We start from the raw sequence: 19,980 nt of genomic DNA, 5'->3' as shown, positions 1-19,980 counted from the left end.
TGCAAATTAAAGTTCAACTTTTTTTATTTTTTATGACAGAAATTTAACAGTAGCATACTATTTTGATAGGGTAATAGAAAATATTTTGTTTTTTGCTTGGTCGATTAAAAAATACTTCGCAACTTTGCGCCGTTAAAACAAAAGAAACAAATGAAATTTACAGTTTGCAATATGATGTCTTGTAAGATGCCGGAGTTATCCGCAGAGACACTATTGTAATTATTTTTCAATAAATATATAAATAGAACCTCTGCCGAAACGCAGAGGTTTTTTTATGTCAAAATGAAATCTGTAAGATTTTTTTTAAGCCAAAAACAATAATTAATCAGTAAAAAAAAGAAATGAAGAAAAATGTACTAATCGTTTTAGGTCTTGTGACATTTTCAGGACTTTATGCTCAAGACAATAAAAAAGAGCAAGATAGTTTAAAAAACAACGAACTGTCTGAAGTTACTATTATTGGATCAAGAAGTAAAAACAGAGTTAAAACAGACGTGCCTGTTCCGGTTGATGTTTTTAACGTATCAGAAATAACAAAAGGAGCACCGCAAACCAGCGTAACTCAAATTTTAAATTATGTTGCTCCCTCATTTACGAGTAACCCGACATCTACAGCAGATGCAACAGACCACGTTGATCCTGCACAATTAAGAGGATTAGGGCCAGATCAAGTTTTAATTTTAGTAAACGGAAAAAGAAGACACACAAGTGCCTTAGTAAACATAAACGGATCGCCAGGAAGAGGATCTGTAGGGACAGACTTAAATGCAATTCCGTCTTTTGCCATAGAAAGAATTGAAGTTTTAAGAGATGGAGCTGCCGCACAATATGGTTCTGATGCAATTGCTGGAGTTATCAATATTGTTCTGAAAAAGAACGCTAATTATTTAACAGGAGGAATTCAATATGGAGCTAATCTATCTTCTGGGTCAAATAATTTTGAAGGAGGAGCAGACGGACAAACTGCCCAAATCGATTTAAACTACGGAACCTCATTAGGAAAACCGGGAAGTTTCTTGAATGTTACAGGAACTGCGGTAACGAGACAAGCAACAAGCAGAGCAGGAATTAGAAGTAATGCTATTTTTAATGCTTACAATGCAGTAGAAAACAGAGCAGCGCAAGATGGTGTAGAAATTAACTCTTTGTTCAGCAACATTAATACGACTACGAATTCAGCTCAGATTTTGTCTTCTTTGAAACAATACGCTCCGCAAGTAAGCTATTTTACACCAGCTCAGCAAAACGCTATTGCGTCAGCATCGACAATTACGCAGATGCAGACGGCTTTAAATTTTGATGTAACAAATAATGAGCTAGCTTACAGAGGCCAGCAGAGAAGTGATTATAATATGAGTGTTGGACAGTCTGAATTGGCTGCGGGACAATTGTATTTTAATGCTAAATATCCTTTGAGCGAAATCACTTCATTGTATTCTTTTGGAGGTGTTTCTTATAGGGGCGGAAAATCGTACGCTTTCAATAGATTGCCAAATGGTTCTGGAACTTTCACGCAAGTATATCAGAATGGATTCCTGCCAGAAATTGAATCAAAAATTTTAGATGCTTCTGGAGCAGTTGGAATAAATACACAATTATTTGGGTTTGACACTGATTTAAGCACCAACTTAGGAACAAACTCTTTTAATTATGATGTAAATAATACCATCAATGCAACTTTAGGAACAAACTCTCCATTTAGTTTTGATGCAGGAAAAGTTTCGTTTTTGCAAAGTACGACCAATTTAGATTTTAGCAGAAAATACGATGTTCTTGCTGGACTGAATGTTGCTTTTGGAGGTGAATTCAGATATGAAAACTACCAAATAAAAGCAGGAGAAGAAGCTTCTTACGGATTGTATGATGTAAACGGAAATTTGGTTTCAGGAATTCTGCCAAGCAATTCGCCATTAATTGTAACAGATTTCTTCGGAAACAAACGTGGAGCGGGAGCGCAAGGATTTTCAGGATTTCAGCCTTCTGATGCTAAAGAAAAAGACAGACAAAGTGGTGCAGCGTATGTTGATTTAGAATTGAATGCCACTGAAAAATGGCTTGTAAATGGAGCTGCGCGTTATGAAAATTATTCAGATTTTGGAAATACGGTTACGTTTAAATTGGCTTCTCTTTTAAAATTAAACGATAACATCAATTGGAGAATTTCTGGACAGACAGGCTTTAGAGCGCCTTCTTTGCAGCAAAGATATTTTGAGTCAAGTTCAACACAGTTTATAAATGGTGCTCCTTATCAAGTTGGCTATTTTACAAACGATTCGCAAGCGGCAAAAAGTATTGGAATTGAAAGTTTAAAACCAGAAAAATCAAAAAGCATCAGTACAGGATTTACATTCAAAATTCCTGAAGCTAACATAACCATTGCTACTGATGCTTATTTTACAAGAATCAACGACAGAATTGTATTGTCTGGACAATATTCAAGACCAACAGATGCGCAGATTGCAGCGGCAACTTCACCAGAACAGGCAGAGGCGTTGACTTTATTTCAGCAGGCATTTGATTTGAAAGGGGTAGAAAGAGCTTCATTCTGGACAAACGGAATCGATTCTGAAACAAAAGGAATTGATCTGGTAATTTCTCAGAAATACGATGTAATTCAGGATTTCACAATTAGAAATGATTTTGCGTTAAGCTTTAATGAAACCAAAAGAGTAGGCGATTTGCATATTCCGCAATCAATAGTAAATGCAGGAGGAGAACCTTATATTTATTCATTCTTTCCAGAATCAAGCCGAGTATATTTAGAAGAGGCAATTCCGAAATTGAAAGCCAATTTGATGACAACTTTCAATATTAAAAAACTGGATATTTATTTAAGAAACAGCTATTTCGGAAAAGTTACAGATCCAGGAGCAACAGATGTTAATCTAGACGGATTTTCTTCTGTGTACGAACATCCAGAATACAGCGCAAAATTGGTTACCGATTTATCTTTAGGATATCAGATCAATGAGCATTTGAGAGCTACAATTGGAGTTAATAATATAGGAGATGTTTATCCGGACAGAAATAATCCTGCAACTCCAGCTTTTACAAACACAACGCCAACTTTGTCACCAGCGCCAAGTACAGATTTGACAAATGCGAATCAGTTTGCCTATTCAAGAGCAGTTTCTCAATTCGGATTAAACGGCAGATTTGGTTTTGCCCGTTTGAGCTTTAAATTCTAATTAAATAAATTTCTTTCAAGTCTTTATTTGAAAGGCTTGAAAGAAATTTCAAAAAAAAATAGTACAAAATTTCAATTTTAATTTGGTCGTTCAAAAAATACTTATTACATTTACTCTATCGAATTAGTCGAATTTAAAAAATAGTCGAATTCAAATTTTAAATCAAAATGAAAACAATAGCAAAAGGAAATATGATGTGTTGTAAGATGATGCAAATGTGCATCCCAATTTGCTGTTGCCAAAAGTGAAAGAGACAATCTTTGTTATAGTTAAACTATAAGCCCTTTTGGTCGCCATCCGAAAGGGCTTTTTTATTTCCAACATTTTAAATTTTAAATCATGAATACACTAGATATAAATACAATCGCATTTCAATACTTATTAAGAAATAATAATTCGGAAGAAGCATCAACTGAAACTCCAAAATATGATCCCGCACAGCATATAAAAACGCAGAAATCATTACTGTTTCATTTATATGACCTTGAAGAAGAAGCTGAAGATATTTTAGCTTAAATCAATTTCAATAACAATTACAATATATAAACGTATTAAAAATACCTAAAAAACTAAGAAATCATGAGTACACAAAAATTTGCAACAAACGCATTACACGCAGGGCACGACGTAACAAAAAACGCAGGAACTAGAGCTGTGCCAATTTATCAGACATCATCATATGTATTTAATAATGCAGATCATGCAGCCAATTTATTTGGTCTTGCTGAAGCTGGATTCATTTATACAAGATTAAATAACCCGACAAACGATATTCTAGAACAACGCCTTGCAGCTCTTGAAGGCGGAATTGGAGCTGTAGTAACTGCTTCTGGAGCATCTGCAATTTCAACAACTTTATTGACTTTGCTAAAAGCGGGAGATCATATCGTAGCTTCAAACAGTTTATATGGAGGAACGTATAATCTTTTAAAAGTTACGTTGCCTAGATTAGGAATTACAGCCACATTTGTAGATCCTTCAAAACCTGAAAACTTTACCAAAGCAGCAAAAGAAAATACAAGAGCTTTTTTTGTTGAGTCTCTTGGAAATCCAAAATTAGACGTACTAGATTTAAAAGCAATTTCGGCAGAAGCCAAAGCATTCAAAGTACCATTTATAGTAGACAATACAGTTGCGACACCTTATTTATTAAACCCAATTAAATATGGTGCCGATATTGTAATTCACTCCTTAACAAAATATATCGCAGGAAACGGAACTTCATTAGGAGGCGTTATCATTGATGCTGGAAACTTTGACTGGGCAAACGGAAAATTCCCAGAATTTACCGAACCATCTGCAGGATACCACGGATTAGTATATCACGAAGCCTTAGGAAATGCAGCTTTTATAGCAAAAGCTCGAATCGAAGGACTGCGTGATTTTGGTGCTGCTTTGAGTCCATTTAATGCTTTTCAGATTATTCAGGGACTAGAAACACTTCCAATTCGAATCAAGAAACACAGTGAAAATGCTTTGGCTCTAGCTGAATGGTTAGAAAAACAAGATGAGGTGGTTTGGGTAAATTATCCAGGTCTAAAATCGAATAAATATAATGCTTTGGCTAAAGAATATCTTCCTGAAGGGCAAAGCGGAATTATCACTTTTGGATTAAAAGGAGGTTTTGATGCAGCTAAAAAAGTGGTAGATGACACAAAATTATTCTCTTTACTTGCAAATATTGGCGACACAAAATCACTGATTATTCACCCAGCAAGTACAACACACCAGCAATTGACAGAAGCAGAACAAATAGAAACAGGAGGTTCTAAAGATTTGATTCGTCTGTCTGTGGGAATTGAAGATATCGAAGATTTAATTGCAGACCTGCAAACTGTTTTTGAGAGCGTTTCGCTTTCTCAATTCAGCATCAATAAAAATTAGGTTTTTTTGTTTTTTGTTTGAAAAATTGCCTTTAGCGAGTGGTTTTGCTAAAGGTAATTTTTTATGAAAAGCATCTTTATAAATTAAACCATATAAGGAATATAAGTTCATTTTGTAGAGACGCACTGCAGTGCGTCTACCTTGATAAACGTTTGGATATTAAATGAACTTACATCACTTATATGGTTTTAAAAAACTAAAATGTTAGAAATTATGTCAAAGCTTAAAATAAACATTATCCTTTTCGGAATTGGTAATATCGGAAGCACTTTGATTAATCAGATTGTAGAAAGTCAGGATTTTTTTCTTGAAAGCAAAAATGTCGATTTTCATTTTCCAATAATAACCAATTCGACGGTTGCCTTTTTTGAGAAAGAAGGTGTTGGATATGCTTGGGAAACCAATTTTAGACAATTGGCAGTTCCTTTTAAAGTAGAAGATATTGTCGAATTTGCGCAAGAAAATGAATTCGAAAACTTGATTGCCGTAGATGCAACAGCCAGCGATGAATTGGTAAAACATTACAATACGTTAATCAAAAACGGATTCAATATTGTAGCAGTAAACAAAAAAGCCAACACGCTTCCGATTGACTTATATAAAAAACTGCGAGCAGATCTTAAAAAATACGACAAAGAGTTTCTATACGAAACATCGGTTGAAACTGGGATTCCTGTTTTGCAGACTTTAAGAGATTTGTATTATTCGGGCGAAAAAATCACAAAGATTCGAGGCGTTTTTTCGGATAATCTAAGTTATGTCTTTAATCGATTTTCATCAGAAGAAGTTTCTTTTTCCTCTGTTTTAAAAGATGCGAGCCTTTTGGGATTAATGAAATCAAATTTTAAAGAAGATTTGTCGGGAAATGATACGGCAAGAAAGCTTTTGATATTGGCCAGAGAAATAGGAAAAGATTTTGAGTTTTCAGATATTAAAATTAAGCCATTTATAACCGAAGAACATTTGGAGAAAAATGGCGTATTGAACAAAGACGCTGTCGATAAATCTTTTAAAATCGCCAAGATTACTCAAGCAGAAAATCATGTGCTTCGATATGTAGGAGAATTTGATGTAGAAAAAGGCACTTTAGAAGTCAAATTGATTTCGGAATCAGCTGATTCTCCGATTGGACAATTGAAAGGTTCTGACACTATTTTTGAGATTTTTACTAAATCTTATGCTGATATTCCGATCGTGATTCAGAGCGCTCCACCATGCAAACAAGCAATTTCGAGAGGAATTATAACCGATATCCTAAAAATTGTGGAGCGAATTAGGGCTAAAGAAGCGGTCTGGCTGTAATTTTTTAGAGAAAAAGAAAGAAGGTTCTTTGATAAACTGATCTGTCACATGGAATTATTAAGAAAAAAAAGTCTATTTTGTAGGTTTTTTACCTGTAATATTTCGTTTTCGTTTTTGTAAGATGTTTTTTGTCGTTAAAAAACACATTTTCAACGAATTTTGTAATTAAATTCTTGATTTTAATTTGTGTAATAAAAAAAATATTTGCATATTTGTTATACCCAAAAACTACTAGAAATCAAATGAACTTAAAAGTCAACAAAATGTTTTGTGCCATTTCGGTTAAGACCGAGGCTGGGGTGTCTATTGCTTAAAAAAATTGTAAGAATACAATAATAATATAGTAAGAGCCTCCTAAGAAATATTTAGGAGGCTTTTTAATTTACAACAAATGCAGAATTTAAATAAAATACAATATAAATCACAGATGAATAAATCCTTACAGATGAACAAGATGTTTACTGTCGCGCTTATTTGCGCATACGTCTGTTGATACTAAAAGTATATATGAGTGTAAAAACTTAAACCCTTTTGGTATCTAAAAATCCAAAAGGGTTTTTTTATTCCAGAAAATGAATTAACAAAAAGATAAACGAGAAATAAAGATTATAAAACGCAACTTAACTAAAACTTAATATCATGAGCACATTGAACTACTTAGCAGAAAAAATTTCAAATTTGAAAAACAGAAGGACTAGAAAAAATAATCCGCCACCAACAAACGAATTGGCTCACCCAAGATTCGGAATAACTGAGGCTGGAATCACAGAAGAAGGTAAAGGAGCTGAGAAAAAAGCACCGAACTCTTTATTGTTTTTGATGTATTCAAAAGAAAATGACACGCTTTTTATCTAAACGGAAGAAGCATCATAAACTAGGGTAAAACCTGCTTAATTTTACTGGGCATTTTTGTTCGGTAAATTTTTGCGTATAATAGTTTTTGCTAAAGTAAGTCTCAGAAATTTAACAAACACTTTTAGATAAAATTTGTTTGTTAGAGAAAATAGTAGTTAATTTGCACTCGTTAAGTTCAAACACGTATTGAAATGTTATAAAGAAAGGACGAGGGATTAGACCCGATGAAGCCTTAGCAACCCTTCGGTAAAACGAAGAAGGTGCTACATTCTACCACGCCAAACGTGGAAAGATAACAACAAGATTTTTTCTAGTTAAACCTAGTTTTTCTTTCTAATATTTCCATATACAAATCAATAATACAACAGATTTGAAATTGGAAAATATACCAAATCCCATTATAATTCAAGATTTCATCACAGAAAGTGGTGCAATTTATCATTCTATACCATTAAGTTTTACGCTTGCAGGACAACCGCTGCACAGCGCGCCTATTGTTTTGGTTAATCATGCTTTAACTGGAAATTCACAAGTTACTGGCGAAAACGGCTGGTGGAATGACTTAATTGGCGAAGGTAAAACCATTGATACTGCTGTTTATACCGTTTTAGCCTTTGATATTCCTGGAAACGGAAGCAACTCTTTCTTAATCGATAATTACCATGATTTTACTGCTAGAGATGTTGCAAGAATCTTTATTGAAGGAATTAAAGCTTTACAAATCGAAAAGCTTTTTGCTGTTATTGGAGGTTCTGTCGGAGGCGGAATTGCGTGGGAAATCTTGGCATTAGCACCAAATATCACAGAAAACCTTATTCCGATTGCGAGCGACTGGAAATCGACAGACTGGCTTATCGCAAATTGCTTTTTGCAAGAGCAAATTCTAAATAATTCTTCAAAACCAATAGAAGATGCCAGAATTCACGCCATGCTTTGCTATCGTTCGCCAGAATCTTTCAAAGAAAAATTCCAAAGAACAATCAATCAAGATCTTTTGATTTTTAATATAGAAAGCTGGCTGGCGCATCACGGAAAAAAATTGCAGAAAAGATTCCAGTTGTCTTCTTATAAATTAATGAATCAGTTGCTTAAAACAATTGATATTACTAGAAATAGTGAAAGTTTTGAAAACTTAATGTCTAAAACAAAAGCTTCAATTCATATTGTCGGAATCAATTCAGATTTGTTTTTTACAGCAAAGGAAAACGTAGAAACCTACGAGGAGTTGAAGAAGTTTAAAGACAATGTTTTCTATAGCGAAATTGATTCGGTTCACGGACATGACGCTTTTTTAATCGAGTACAAACAATTAGATCATTTACTTGCCGATATTTTTAAGGCAGAAACAATAAAGAAATAAAATGAAAGTATTAAAATTTGGAGGTAAATCGTTAGCAAACGGAGAAGGGCTTAATAAAGTTGTTTCAATCATTTCTGATAAAGTAAGTCAAGGTGAAAAAATTGCCGTTGTTGTATCTGCACGCGGAAATGCAACAGATGAGCTTGAATTTATCTTAAGCATTGCTGCAAAAAATGGCAGTTACAAAGAATTATTAGAAAATTTCAAAAAATATCAAATATCAGATTATCCACAAGTTGATTTGTCTGAAGAATTTAATGTCTTAGACAAACTTTTTGAAGGAGTAAGCTTAATTGGTGATTACAGCAAAAAAATCAAAGATCAGATTTTGTCTAAAGGCGAATTGCTTTCGGCTAAATTATTGACAGCTATTTTAATAGAAAAAGGAATTCCTGCCAATTTTGTCGACACAAGAGATTTGCTGAAAACCGATTCAAAATTTGGCGATGCACAGCCATTAGAACAGCTTTCAAAGAAAAACGTAGTAAATTATTTTAAAGAGCATAACGGAGAAACGGTTAATATAGTTACAGGTTTCATTGGATCTAATAACAACAACGACACAACTACTTTAGGTAGAAATGGCAGTAACTATACCGCTTCGTTAATCGCAAATTACTTAAATGCAGAAGAATTACAAAACTTCACGCACGTAGACGGAATCTACACAGCAAATCCAGATTTGGTTGCAGATGCTAAAAAAATCGAATATTTATCGTTTAATGAAGCAAATGAGCTTGCAAATTTTGGAGCTACAATTCTTCATGCTAAGACAATTATTCCTTTGTTAGAAAAGAATATTCCTTTACGTATTTTAAATACTTTCAACCACGAAAACCGCGGAACTTTAATTACATCTGATTCTTCAAAAGAAGGAATTAAAACGCTTTCTGTATTAGAAAATGTTTCTCTTGTAAATCTTGAAGGACGCGGATTGCTTGGAAAAGCTGGAGTTGATGCCCGAATTTTTAAAGTAATGGGAGATCATAATATCAGTGTAAGTATTATTTCTCAAGGTTCATCTGAAAGAGGAATTGGTCTTGTTGTAGCAACTGATAAAGCGACTCTTGCGATGGTTGAATTAGAGAAAGAATTCGAAAATGATTTTTATTCTAAAGATGTAAATCAAATCACAGTTACAGACAATGTATCGGTAATTTCGATTATTGGTCAGGATTTGAGCACTTTCCATAAACCATATACTGCTTTAATCAAAAACAAAATTGTTCCGATTTTGTTTAATAACACTGTAACAGGTAAAAACGTGAGTTTGGTTGTTAAAAAAGAGGAATTAAACAAAGCCTTAAATGTAATTCACGGAGAGATTTTTGGAGTTTCTAAAAAGATCAACATTGCTATTTTCGGTCACGGATTAGTTGGAGGAACTTTAATCAATCAGATTTTAGAATCGGCTGCGGCAATTGAAAAACGTAAGGACATTAAGCTAAATGTTTTTGCTATAGCGAATTCTAAAAAACTGCTTTTAAATAAATACGGAGTTAACGGCAATTGGAAAAACGATATTGCAACCAAAGGCGAAGCTTACACCATAAAAGATATTATTGCTTACGCGAATGAACATCATTTAGAAAACTTAATTGCGATTGATAATACGGCAAGCGCAACTTTCGTTGAAAATTATATTCCGCTTGTAGAAAGCAGTTTTGATTTGATTTCTTCGAACAAAGTGGCTAATACTTTAACGTACGGTTTTTATAAAGAATTGAGAAAAGCTTTGGCAGAAAACCAGAAGAATTATTTGTATGAAACTAATGTTGGTGCAGGTTTACCGTTAATTGATACGATTAAATTATTACACCTTTCAGGAGAAAATATTACAAAAATTAAAGGAGTTTTCTCTGGAACATTAAGCTATTTATTCAATAATTTCTCTGCAAAAGATGCGCCTTTCAGCGAAATCCTGCAGGAAGCAATTGATAACGGATATACAGAACCAGATCCGCGTGAGGATTTATGCGGAAATGATGTTGGTAGAAAATTATTAATTTTAGCTAGAGAATTAGATTTGCAAAATGAGTTTGAAGAAATCTCAATTCAAAACCTAATTCCAGAGCACTTACGTGAAGGAAGTGCGGCCGATTTCTTGACTAAACTGAAAGAATTCGATCCAATTTACGCTAAAATAAAAGCAGAACAGCAGCCAAATCACGTATTGAGATATATTGGCGAATTGTCTGGAGATTTGCAGAATGATAAAGGAAATTTAGAAGTAAAATTAGTTTCAGTTCCAAAAGATACTGCATTAGGCGGATTAAAAGGTTCTGATTCTTTCTTCGAAATTTATACAGAATCTTACGGAGATCGTCCAATCGTTATTCAAGGAGCTGGTGCAGGTTCTGCGGTAACGGCAAGAGGAGTTTTCGGAGATATTTTGAGATTGTCTGATAAAGGATAAGACGATTTTTAGATTTACGTAGAAATTGAAAATTAAGACTTTTTTGCAGGGATGGGGCTGTGGGATATTATTTCTCGGTCCTTTTGTAATAGTTGGGTTGGGAACTTTGTTTTTTAGTTTGTACGCCATAACTAAGGGAGTGCAGGCTGAAAATTGGATTCAAGTTCCAGCGAATATCGAAAAAGTCGATATGAATTCATATTCTAGAAAAGGAAGTACTTCGTATGAAGTTGCGATTAAATATTCTTATGTAATAGGAGCGCAAAAATATTGGGGAAATAGGATCGGGTTTGGCTACGGCTTGAGTAATATAGAAGATCATGATACTTTGTTTCTTGTTTTAAAAGAAAGCAAAAGAATTATGGTTTATGTTGATCCCGATGACAACAAAGAATCAATAGTAATTCCTGGTGTGAATGATAGCATTATTTTTACGTTGATTTTTTCAATATTGTGGAATTCATTGCTTCTCTTTTTGATTTTTTTGCCTTTAATAGCGAAAAGTAGAAATAGAAATATTGAGAATAGTTTTATATTGAAATATCGTATTCATGCATTAATAATTATATGGGCAATAGGTCTGTTTATTTTATTAAATGACTATTTTCATATTAATATAGAAAACAAAATCAATGTTATTGAGAGAACAAAAAACATTGATTCAAATACAGAATAAAAAAACAAAAAAAATAACAACACAATGAAAGTAACTTTAAACAGAGTAAATGACGCATTTCATTTTAAAGTAAAAAATGAACGCGGACACGTAGTTGACGTTGATAGCAGAGCCGAATTTGGCGGAAGCGATTTAGGTGCAAGTCCAATGGAATTGGTATTAATGGGAGTTGCAGGATGCAGCGCTATCGATATGATTTCGATCTTAAAAAAACAGCGTCAGGAAATCACTTCTTTTAATGCTGAGGTTGAAGGAACACGAGTACAAATCGAAGAAGCAAAACCTTTCAAGGAAATTGATGTGGTTTTCTATTTAGAAGGAGAAATCAATCCAGATAAAGCAAAAAAAGCGGCACAGCTTTCTTTTGAGAAATATTGTTCGGTTGCCAAAACGGTAGAACCGACAGCAACCATTAACTACAAAGTTGTCTTGAACAATGAGGCTTTGTAAATTAGTTAATTAGAGAATTGGGTAATTAGAAAATTAGATAATTCTTTTGACCTCTTAAAATGAAATTCGCTTTGGTTCTTAGTGAAGCTTTGTGTTTCCTTTGAGAGTCTCTGTGAAATTTATATAAAAATAGAATTAGTGCTAATTAGTGCAATTCGTGTTAAAACAAAAAAAACAAAACAACACAATGAATACAGAAGAATTTGGTTTTGAAACACAAGCCATTAGAACACAATTAGAAAGATCTCAATATTTAGAACACTCGGTGCCTTTGTACCTTTCATCAAGCTTCGTTTTTGAAGATGCTGAAGACATGAGAGCTTCTTTTACAGAAGAAAAAGAAAGAAATATTTACAGCCGTTTTAGCAATCCGAACACTTCAGAGTTTGTCGATAAGATCTGCAAAATGGAAGGTGCAGATTCAGGTTATGCTTTCGCGACAGGAATGGCAGCAGTATATTCTACTTTTGCAGCTTTGTTAAATTCTGGAGATCATATTGTTTCTGCAAGCAGTGTTTTTGGTTCTACTCACGCTTTGTTTATGACTTATTTTCCAAAATGGAATATCGAAACTTCTTATTTCGAAATCAGTAAACCAGAGACAATCGAAAGCTTCATTAAACCAAACACAAAAATTTTATACGCTGAGTCTCCAACAAATCCTGGAGTTGATGTAATTGATTTAGAATTGCTAGGAAATATTGCTAAAAAACACAATTTGATTTTAATTATCGATAACTGTTTTGCAACGCCTTATTTACAGCAACCAATTAAATTTGGAGCACATTTGGTAATTCATTCAGCAACAAAATTAATCGACGGACAAGGTCGTGTTTTAGGTGGAGTAACAGTTGGAGATGCAGAATTAATCAGACAGATTTATTTGTTTTCGAGAAATACAGGACCAGCTTTATCGCCGTTTAATGCTTGGGTTCTTTCAAAAAGTTTAGAGACTTTAGCTGTTCGTGTAGATAGACATTGCGAAAATGCTTTAAAAGTAGCTGAGTTTTTAGAAAGTCATCCAAATGTAAACAGCGTAAAATATCCGTTCTTGAAATCGCATCCACAATACGAAATTGCTAAAAAACAAATGAAAGCGGGTGGAAACATCATTGCATTTGAAATTAAAGGCGGAATAGAAGCGGGAAGAAAATTCTTGAACGCAATTCAACTTTGTTCTTTATCTGCAAATATTGGAGATACGAGAACAATTGTTACACATCCAGCTTCTACAACACACAGCAAATTATCTGAAGAAGATCAATTGGCAGTAGGAATCACGCAAGGTTTAGTTCGTGTTTCTGTTGGTTTGGAAACGGTTGAAGATGTAATTGCAGATTTAAAACAGGCACTTTCTTAATTTGTAATAAGATTTAGATTTTCTGAATTATATGACAACGATTTTAATTGTAAATTTTTTACTGTTAAAATCGTTGTTCTTTTTGGGGGATGTTTTAAAAAACATATATTTTTGCAGTAGTGAGATCAAAACTGTTATAAGTTAAATTATACCTACTACGCATGAGCAAATCAAATTACATTTTGGACGAAACTTTATTGATGCCGACATTTGGACGCTTTCTGAATTGTATTATTGATCTATTTATTGTAATAGGTATTCTTAAAACATTTTTTAAGCGGAGTTCTTTGGGTGCTTGGATAAATGATTTAGGAGATTTTGAGAGGAACGTTTTTGCAATTATTGCGATTCTTGTTTACTACATTATGATGGAAGGATTATTTGGAAGAACAATAGGGAAATTTATTACCGGAAGTGTAGTAATAGATAAAAATGGAACAAAACCAAGTTTCAGAACTATTATAAAGAGAAGTTTATGCCGTTGTATACCCTTTGATGCTTTTACATTTCTAGGTGATTCAATACATGATTCAGGCGGATGGCATGATTCACTTTCTATGACATATGTGGTAAACAAAAAGAAATTAGAAAGAACGAGATGAAATTTTTCATAAATTAAATTTGAATGATGCTAAAAATTAAAACTATACTAAATTGGTAGAATATTGTTCTAATCTGTTATTTTCTCATTTAAAAAGTATATTTTTGCTTTCTAATAATATTAGATTATTGATTTGCAATTAAATCTATAATCTAAATCTAAAATTTACCTTAGTGCTTTCAAAGAAAACAAAATACGGAATCAAAGCTTTAACTTATTTAGCCAGACGTGAAAACAATGAACCGGTACAAATAGCTGAAATTGCGAAAAGCGAACATATTTCAATTAAATTTTTAGAAAGTATTTTATTGCTGTTAAGAAACTCAGGTTTTCTTGGTGCTAAAAAAGGAAAAGGCGGAGGTTATTATCTGATAAAAGATCCAAAAGATATCAGTATGGCAAAAGTCTACCGTATTTTGGAAGGGCCAATTGCATTATTGCCATGCGCGAGTCATAATTTTTACGAAAGATGTGATGACTGCGACGACGAATCAACCTGTGCGGCACGACGTTTAATGACTGAAGTTCGTGATAATACGCTTAAAATACTAGAAAGTAATTCTTTAGCAGATATTGCGTTTTAAGAATTAATTGATCCATAAAAAAAAGACCATTTCTGAATTTGAAATGGTCTTTTTTATTTATGATGTATTAGAAAATCAATTTATAACCTGCTAAGAAAAGCATTACAGCAATCGCATTTCTAAGAAACTGATCGGGAACTTTTCCGCTTAACATACTTCCGCAATATATTCCAGGAAGTGATCCCATTAATAATTGTCCTAGCAAACCTAAATCTAAATTTCCCATAGAAGCATGTCCGATTCCTGCAACTAAAGTTAAAGGGACAGCGTGTGCGATTTCAGTTCCAACTAAACGAGGCGTTGGTAAAAGCGGATAAAGAAAAAATAAAGTTACAGTTCCTAAAGCTCCAGCTCCAATAGAAGTTAAGGTTACAGTTGCTCCTAATAAAACGCCGATTCCTATAGTAAGCATATTTTGTGTCGTGCTTTCGCTGTGAAATTTATCTCCAGCATGTTTTTGAGAAAAAACTAAAAGCTTCTTTTTGAATATAATGGCGATAGAGGTAAACAATAAAGCCCATCCTAAACTATACTTAATAACTCGATTTATGGTTTCTATGTCGGTCTTAATACTATGTAAAATCCATAAAGTTACTAAAGCAGCGGGAACGCTTCCTAAAGTCAGCCAGCCTGTAATTTTCCAGTTGATGTTTCCTTTTTTATTGTGTACAAATATTCCTCCGGCTTTGGTAAAGGCAGCGTATAGTAAATCGGTTCCTACAGCGGTTGTTGGAGAAATGCCGAAATATAATAAAATAGGAGTCATTAAAGAACCTCCTCCTACACCTGTTAACCCAACAATAAAACCAACTGCTAAACCTGCTATTACAAGACCAATCTGAAAATCCATGAAAAAATATTTGCCGCTAAAATAATAACATTTTTATAATTATCCTATAGATTTTGTAGAGATTAAATGCGTATTTTTGTGGATCACAAAATTGGAGCATGTTGTTATAATATTAAAAGGCAACATTTAATTTGTTAAAATAATCACTAATTCCTTTTTAAATCTCTTTTAACTTGGTTTATAAGATGATAGCTTATGTAAAAAAGTAAACATATTGTTTTGATATTTCGAAATATATAGTACTTTTGCAAAGTAATCTACTAAGCCGATAGGGTAATGGATTTTTAAGAACAAAAACAATTCTTAAAATATGGAAAATGAACTTAAGTTGAACAACACTGTAGTAAAGTCTGATTCTTTATTAAAGGAAAAATTATGGGTTGTAATACCTGTTGTTTTGTTGTTAGGTTTGGCAGTTACATTAATTTATAATCATCACACTGAATTTTCGTGGGATGGTTTTGTTCAGGGACTTGATGAAAATCTTTTAGCGTTTTTCTTAATTGGTGTTTTTGCTCAATTGGTAGATGGCGCTTTAGGAATGGGATATGGAGCGACTTCTACGTCATTTTTATTGGCTTATGGAGTTTCGCCAGTTTTGAGCAGTACGGCAGTTCACGTTTCAGAGATGTTTACAACTGGAGCATCGGCGCTTTCGCACCACCGCTTTGGAAACATCAATAAAAAACTAGTCAGACATTTATTGATTCCAGGAGTTTTAGGATCAATTACAGGAGCTTATTTATTATCGGATGTTATTGACGGAGATATTATTAAGCCATTTATTGCGGTTTACATGATTATTCTGGCAATTGTAATTATCAGAAAAGCTTTGAGAAAAAGTCTTGTAAAGAAGAAAACTAAAAAACTTGGAGTTTTGGCAGTGTTTGGAGGTTTTATGGATTCTGTTGGAGGAGGAGGCTGGGGGCCAATTGTGACTTCAACATTATTAGGAAGAGGAAGAAACCCGAAATATACCATAGGGTCTGTGAATGCGGCTGAGTTTGCCATTTCGTTTGCAAGCGGAATTACGTTCATGCTTTTTGGCGGAATTCACGGCTGGCAGATAATTTTCGGTCTGATTTTAGGAGGAGTTATTTCAGCGCCAATAGCGGCTTATTTGGTAAATAGAATCAAAAGAAAACCAATGATGATTGCCGTTGGAGTTCTAATTATAGTATTGAGTTTAAAAACATTATCTAAATTATTGTAAAAGATGATTTTAGAAAGGAGAGATTTATGAGTGCGATTATTGTACAAGAATTATTAGAGAAAACTGCAGCTTTTTCGCTTGACGAAACCTTAGTTTTTTTAGCAAAAGAATTTCCGGGAAAAGTAATTTTTTCGACATCTTTTGGTCAGGAAGATCAGGTAATTACTGATTTTATTGCAAAAAGTAACACCGATATTACGGTGTTTACCTTAGATACAGGAAGATTATTTCAGGAAACGTATGATGTTTTTCATAAAACATTAAAAAAATACAAAAGACCAATTGAAGTTTATTTTCCAGAAGCGGCTTCAGTAGAAAAACTGTTGAAAGAAAAAGGGCCAAACAGCTTTTACGATTCAGTAGAAAATAGAAAAGAATGCTGTTTTATTCGAAAAGTAGTTCCGTTGAGAAAAGCTTTGGCGGGAAATTCAGTTTGGATTACAGGATTAAGAGCAGAACAATCAGAAAACAGACAAGATTTACATTTGTTTGAATACGATGGAAACTTCGAAATCATAAAATTCAATCCGTTGTTAAAATGGACTTTAGAAGAAGTTGAAACATATTTATCAGAAAACAATGTTCCGCAAAATGCTTTACACAAACAAGGTTTCATAAGTATTGGATGTGCACCATGTACGAGAGCAATTTTCCCTGGGGAAGATATTAGAGCCGGAAGATGGTGGTGGGAATCAAGCCATAAAGAGTGTGGGCTTCATAGTGCTAAGAAAGAGTAAGTAGACTTTTTAGAGCCAAGAAGCAAGAGACAAGATTATATAGATTATAGAATAAAGAGTGGAGATTTTAGATTAGGCGAAAAACTTGAAACTTTAAACCTGAAACAAAAATTTTTCACAACAAAAATATCAAACAAAAAAACAATGAGTTCAGTATTAAAAACAAACGCTTTAGAGAGTGAAGCGATATACATTTTCAGAGAAGTAATTTCACAGTTTGACAAACCGGTTTTACTTTTCTCAGGAGGAAAAGATTCTATTACATTGGTGCGTTTAGCGCAAAAAGCATTTTTTCCTGCTAAGATTCCGTTTCCTCTATTACACGTTGATACGGGACACAATTTTCCTGAAACTATTGCTTTCAGAGATAAATTGGTAGAAGAATTAGGTTTAGAGTTGATCGTTCGTAATGTTCAGGATGCTATTGATGAAGGAAAAGTAGTTGAAGAAACTGGAAAATATTCAAGCCGTAACAGCTTACAGACTACAACACTTTTGGATGCAATTGAAGAATTTAAGTTTGATGCTTGTATTGGAGGCGCGCGTCGTGATGAAGAAAAAGCAAGAGCAAAAGAACGTATTTTCTCAGTTCGTGATGATTTCGGACAATGGGATGAAAAAAATCAGAGACCTGAATTGTTTGATATCTTAAATGGAAAAATTGAAAATGGACAAAACGTTCGTGTTTTCCCAATTTCAAACTGGACAGAATTAGATGTTTGGAGTTATATCGAGAAAGAAAAAATCGAGATTCCGTCAATCTATTTCTCGCATAAAAGAAAAGTTTTTTTGAGAGACGGTTTAATCTGGTCGCATTCTCCTTTTGTGTACCAAGAAGAAGACGAACAAATCGAAGAAAGAATTGTTCGCTTCAGAACCGTTGGAGACATGAGCTGTACAGCAGCTGTTGAATCTTATGCAGCAACAATCGAAGAAGTAGTTGGAGAAATCAGATCGTCAACCATTTCTGAAAGAGGAGCCAGAATTGATGACAAACGTTCTGAAGCTGCAATGGAAAAGAGAAAACAACAAGGATACTTTTAATAATTGTTAATTATGAATTGTTAATTGTAAATGCAATTCGGAACCTTTAAAAGTAAAAATCAAGAAAATAAAAACATACAGATTTAAATTTTAGTTCAAAGACAAGCAACTTTAAACTTGAAACCTGAAACAAAAAAAATTAAACCTGAAACAAAAATATTAGAATGGACGTTTTAAAAATAGCAACAGCAGGAAGTGTAGATGACGGAAAAAGTACTTTGATCGGGAGATTATTGTACGATACAAAATCGTTGACAACTGATAAAATAGAAGCAATCGAAAAAAGCAGTAAACAAAAAGGATACGATTATCTTGATTTTTCTTTGGCTACAGATGGTTTAGTAGCAGAAAGAGAACAAGGAATCACGATTGATGTTGCGCATATTTATTTTTCGACTGCAAAGAAAAGTTACATTATTGCCGATACTCCAGGTCACGTAGAATATACAAGAAACATGGTTACAGGAGCTTCAACTTCTCAGGTTTCTATCATTTTGATTGATGCAAGAAAAGGAGTTATCGAGCAAACCTATCGTCACTTTTTCATCAATAATTTATTGAGAGTAAAAGAAGTAATCGTTGCCATCAATAAAATGGACTTAGTAGATTATTCAGAAGAAGTTTTCAATAAAATCAAAGCTGATTTTGAGGCTTTAAATGCAAAAAGTACTTTCAAAGAACAAAACGTAAGCTACATTCCGTTAAGCGCAATCAACGGCGGAAACGTTGTTGATAAATCTGAAAACATGCCTTGGTACGATGGACAAACTGTTTTAGAACATTTAGAAGGATTACATTCTCATGATGTTTATGAAGCAGGAAAAGCACGTTTCCCAGTTCAGACGGTTATTCGTCCAAAAACAGAAGAGTACCACGATTTCAGAGGTTACGCAGGAAAATTATACGGAAACTCTATTAAAGTTGGAGATGCTGTAACAGTTCTTCCTTCTTTAACAGAGTCAAAAGTTACTAAAATTCACTTTTTCGATAAAACATTTGACGAAGCTACAGCTGGTTCTTCAATTACAATCGAATTAGAAAATGATATCAATGTAACGAGAGGTGATATGATTGTAAAATCAGATGAGCTTCCAAAAATTGAAAAAGACATTACAACGACAGTTTGCTGGATGGACAGTAAAAAACTGGTTGCAGGAACTAAATATTTGGTGCAACATAATACAAACAGAGTTTTAGCAAAAGTAGAAAGCATCAAAAATACAATTGCAACAGATTACTCAGGAACAACAGAAGCTTCACAATTGGCAATCAACGAAATTGGAGAAGTTACGATCAAATTAAGCAAACCTTTATACTTTGATTCATACAACGAAAACAAATCAAACGGAGCTTTCATCTTAATTGATACAGCAACTAACACAACAGCAGGAGTAGGATTCATTCGCTAGTTTCACTGCTGTAAGCTTTAAGCAATAAGCTTTAAGCTAAAAAACACAAAG

Annotated in this window: 17 protein-coding genes and 1 riboswitch; of the genes, 16 read left to right on the top strand and 1 reads right to left on the bottom strand. The window is 33.6% G+C overall.

Annotated elements, in window-relative coordinates; genetic code table 11:
- Nucleotides 1–341 precede the first annotated feature (341 nt).
- The 12 genes from RB618_RS03015 (at nt 342) to RB618_RS02960 (ending at nt 14,676) form a co-directional block, all read left to right on the top strand.
- On the top strand, nt 342–3,188 hold the full coding sequence (locus tag RB618_RS03015) for a TonB-dependent receptor domain-containing protein (protein WP_308067419.1): 2,847 nt from the start codon (nt 342–344) through the stop codon (nt 3,186–3,188).
- A gap of 339 nt (nt 3,189–3,527) precedes the next feature.
- The gene (locus RB618_RS03010; RefSeq protein WP_308067418.1) at nt 3,528–3,704 is read left to right on the top strand and encodes a hypothetical protein; all 177 of its coding nucleotides are present in this window, start codon (nt 3,528–3,530) and stop codon (nt 3,702–3,704) included.
- Between the two features lie 63 nt (nt 3,705–3,767).
- Nucleotides 3,768–5,072: an O-acetylhomoserine aminocarboxypropyltransferase/cysteine synthase gene (locus tag RB618_RS03005; RefSeq protein ID WP_308067417.1), complete on the top strand. Its 1,305-nt coding sequence runs from the start codon at nt 3,768–3,770 to the stop codon at nt 5,070–5,072.
- Nucleotides 5,073–5,285: 213 nt separating this feature from the next.
- Entirely contained in the window at nt 5,286–6,374 is a 1,089-nt protein-coding gene (locus tag RB618_RS03000; RefSeq protein ID WP_308067416.1) for an aspartate kinase, read from the top strand.
- A gap of 639 nt (nt 6,375–7,013) precedes the next feature.
- Entirely contained in the window at nt 7,014–7,229 is a 216-nt protein-coding gene (locus tag RB618_RS02995; protein WP_308067415.1) for a hypothetical protein, read from the top strand.
- Nucleotides 7,230–7,420: 191 nt separating this feature from the next.
- A riboswitch (SAM riboswitch) is annotated at nt 7,421–7,528 on the top strand.
- Between the two features lie 77 nt (nt 7,529–7,605).
- The gene (locus tag RB618_RS02990) at nt 7,606–8,589 is read left to right on the top strand and encodes an alpha/beta fold hydrolase (RefSeq protein WP_308067414.1); all 984 of its coding nucleotides are present in this window, start codon (nt 7,606–7,608) and stop codon (nt 8,587–8,589) included.
- 1 nt (nt 8,590) lies between these two features.
- Entirely contained in the window at nt 8,591–11,005 is a 2,415-nt protein-coding gene (gene thrA / locus RB618_RS02985; protein WP_308067413.1) for a bifunctional aspartate kinase/homoserine dehydrogenase I, read from the top strand.
- A 25-nt stretch (nt 11,006–11,030) separates the two neighbouring features.
- Nucleotides 11,031–11,681, top strand: a complete 651-nt coding sequence (locus tag RB618_RS02980; protein WP_308067412.1) for a DUF3592 domain-containing protein — start codon at nt 11,031–11,033, stop codon at nt 11,679–11,681.
- Nucleotides 11,682–11,705: 24 nt separating this feature from the next.
- Entirely contained in the window at nt 11,706–12,131 is a 426-nt protein-coding gene (locus RB618_RS02975) for an OsmC family protein (protein ID WP_111379425.1), read from the top strand.
- 187 nt (nt 12,132–12,318) lie between these two features.
- Nucleotides 12,319–13,491: an aminotransferase class I/II-fold pyridoxal phosphate-dependent enzyme gene (locus RB618_RS02970; RefSeq protein ID WP_308067411.1), complete on the top strand. Its 1,173-nt coding sequence runs from the start codon at nt 12,319–12,321 to the stop codon at nt 13,489–13,491.
- Nucleotides 13,492–13,652: 161 nt separating this feature from the next.
- Nucleotides 13,653–14,093 carry an RDD family protein gene (locus RB618_RS02965; protein ID WP_308067410.1) on the top strand — a complete coding sequence of 147 codons (441 nt, stop codon included), beginning with the start codon at nt 13,653–13,655 and terminating at the stop codon, nt 14,091–14,093.
- A 172-nt stretch (nt 14,094–14,265) separates the two neighbouring features.
- Nucleotides 14,266–14,676 carry an Rrf2 family transcriptional regulator gene (locus tag RB618_RS02960; RefSeq protein ID WP_008466594.1) on the top strand — a complete coding sequence of 137 codons (411 nt, stop codon included), beginning with the start codon at nt 14,266–14,268 and terminating at the stop codon, nt 14,674–14,676.
- A 67-nt stretch (nt 14,677–14,743) separates the two neighbouring features.
- On the opposite strand, the gene RB618_RS02955 is transcribed toward RB618_RS02960, so the two are convergent.
- Nucleotides 14,744–15,526, bottom strand: coding sequence for a sulfite exporter TauE/SafE family protein (locus RB618_RS02955; RefSeq protein ID WP_308067409.1), 783 nt, complete (start codon nt 15,524–15,526; stop codon nt 14,744–14,746).
- 310 nt (nt 15,527–15,836) lie between these two features.
- Here RB618_RS02955 and RB618_RS02950 point away from each other — a divergent pair, with 310 nt between their 5' ends.
- From RB618_RS02950 to RB618_RS02935, 4 genes are all read left to right on the top strand, one after another.
- On the top strand, nt 15,837–16,739 hold the full coding sequence (locus RB618_RS02950) for a sulfite exporter TauE/SafE family protein (RefSeq protein ID WP_308067408.1): 903 nt from the start codon (nt 15,837–15,839) through the stop codon (nt 16,737–16,739).
- Nucleotides 16,740–16,765: 26 nt separating this feature from the next.
- Nucleotides 16,766–17,476 carry a phosphoadenylyl-sulfate reductase gene (locus RB618_RS02945; protein ID WP_308067407.1) on the top strand — a complete coding sequence of 237 codons (711 nt, stop codon included), beginning with the start codon at nt 16,766–16,768 and terminating at the stop codon, nt 17,474–17,476.
- A 144-nt stretch (nt 17,477–17,620) separates the two neighbouring features.
- Nucleotides 17,621–18,520 carry a sulfate adenylyltransferase subunit CysD gene (gene cysD, locus RB618_RS02940; RefSeq protein ID WP_008466601.1) on the top strand — a complete coding sequence of 300 codons (900 nt, stop codon included), beginning with the start codon at nt 17,621–17,623 and terminating at the stop codon, nt 18,518–18,520.
- Between the two features lie 164 nt (nt 18,521–18,684).
- Nucleotides 18,685–19,929: a GTP-binding protein gene (locus RB618_RS02935; RefSeq protein ID WP_308067405.1), complete on the top strand. Its 1,245-nt coding sequence runs from the start codon at nt 18,685–18,687 to the stop codon at nt 19,927–19,929.
- Nucleotides 19,930–19,980 lie beyond the last annotated feature (51 nt).

This window comes from Flavobacterium sp. LHD-85, assembly GCF_030929595.1.
Taxonomy (GTDB): Bacteria; Bacteroidota; Bacteroidia; order Flavobacteriales; family Flavobacteriaceae; genus Flavobacterium.
The sequence above is the reverse complement of the archived record's forward strand: the minus strand, read 5'-3'. Positions and strand labels throughout refer to the sequence as shown.

Coding starts and splice junctions, on each gene's coding strand:
- RB618_RS03015 (WP_308067419.1), top strand. CDS start 342: ATGAAGAAAAATGTACTAATCGTTTTAGGTCTTGTGACATTTTCAGGA.
- RB618_RS03010 (WP_308067418.1), top strand. CDS start 3,528: ATGAATACACTAGATATAAATACAATCGCATTTCAATACTTATTAAGA.
- RB618_RS03005 (WP_308067417.1), top strand. CDS start 3,768: ATGAGTACACAAAAATTTGCAACAAACGCATTACACGCAGGGCACGAC.
- RB618_RS03000 (WP_308067416.1), top strand. CDS start 5,286: ATGTCAAAGCTTAAAATAAACATTATCCTTTTCGGAATTGGTAATATC.
- RB618_RS02995 (WP_308067415.1), top strand. CDS start 7,014: ATGAGCACATTGAACTACTTAGCAGAAAAAATTTCAAATTTGAAAAAC.
- thrA (WP_308067413.1), top strand. CDS start 8,591: ATGAAAGTATTAAAATTTGGAGGTAAATCGTTAGCAAACGGAGAAGGG.
- RB618_RS02975 (WP_111379425.1), top strand. CDS start 11,706: ATGAAAGTAACTTTAAACAGAGTAAATGACGCATTTCATTTTAAAGTA.
- RB618_RS02970 (WP_308067411.1), top strand. CDS start 12,319: ATGAATACAGAAGAATTTGGTTTTGAAACACAAGCCATTAGAACACAA.
- RB618_RS02965 (WP_308067410.1), top strand. CDS start 13,653: ATGAGCAAATCAAATTACATTTTGGACGAAACTTTATTGATGCCGACA.
- RB618_RS02955 (WP_308067409.1), bottom strand. CDS start 15,526: ATGGATTTTCAGATTGGTCTTGTAATAGCAGGTTTAGCAGTTGGTTTT.
- RB618_RS02950 (WP_308067408.1), top strand. CDS start 15,837: ATGGAAAATGAACTTAAGTTGAACAACACTGTAGTAAAGTCTGATTCT.
- RB618_RS02945 (WP_308067407.1), top strand. CDS start 16,766: ATGAGTGCGATTATTGTACAAGAATTATTAGAGAAAACTGCAGCTTTT.
- cysD (WP_008466601.1), top strand. CDS start 17,621: ATGAGTTCAGTATTAAAAACAAACGCTTTAGAGAGTGAAGCGATATAC.
- RB618_RS02935 (WP_308067405.1), top strand. CDS start 18,685: ATGGACGTTTTAAAAATAGCAACAGCAGGAAGTGTAGATGACGGAAAA.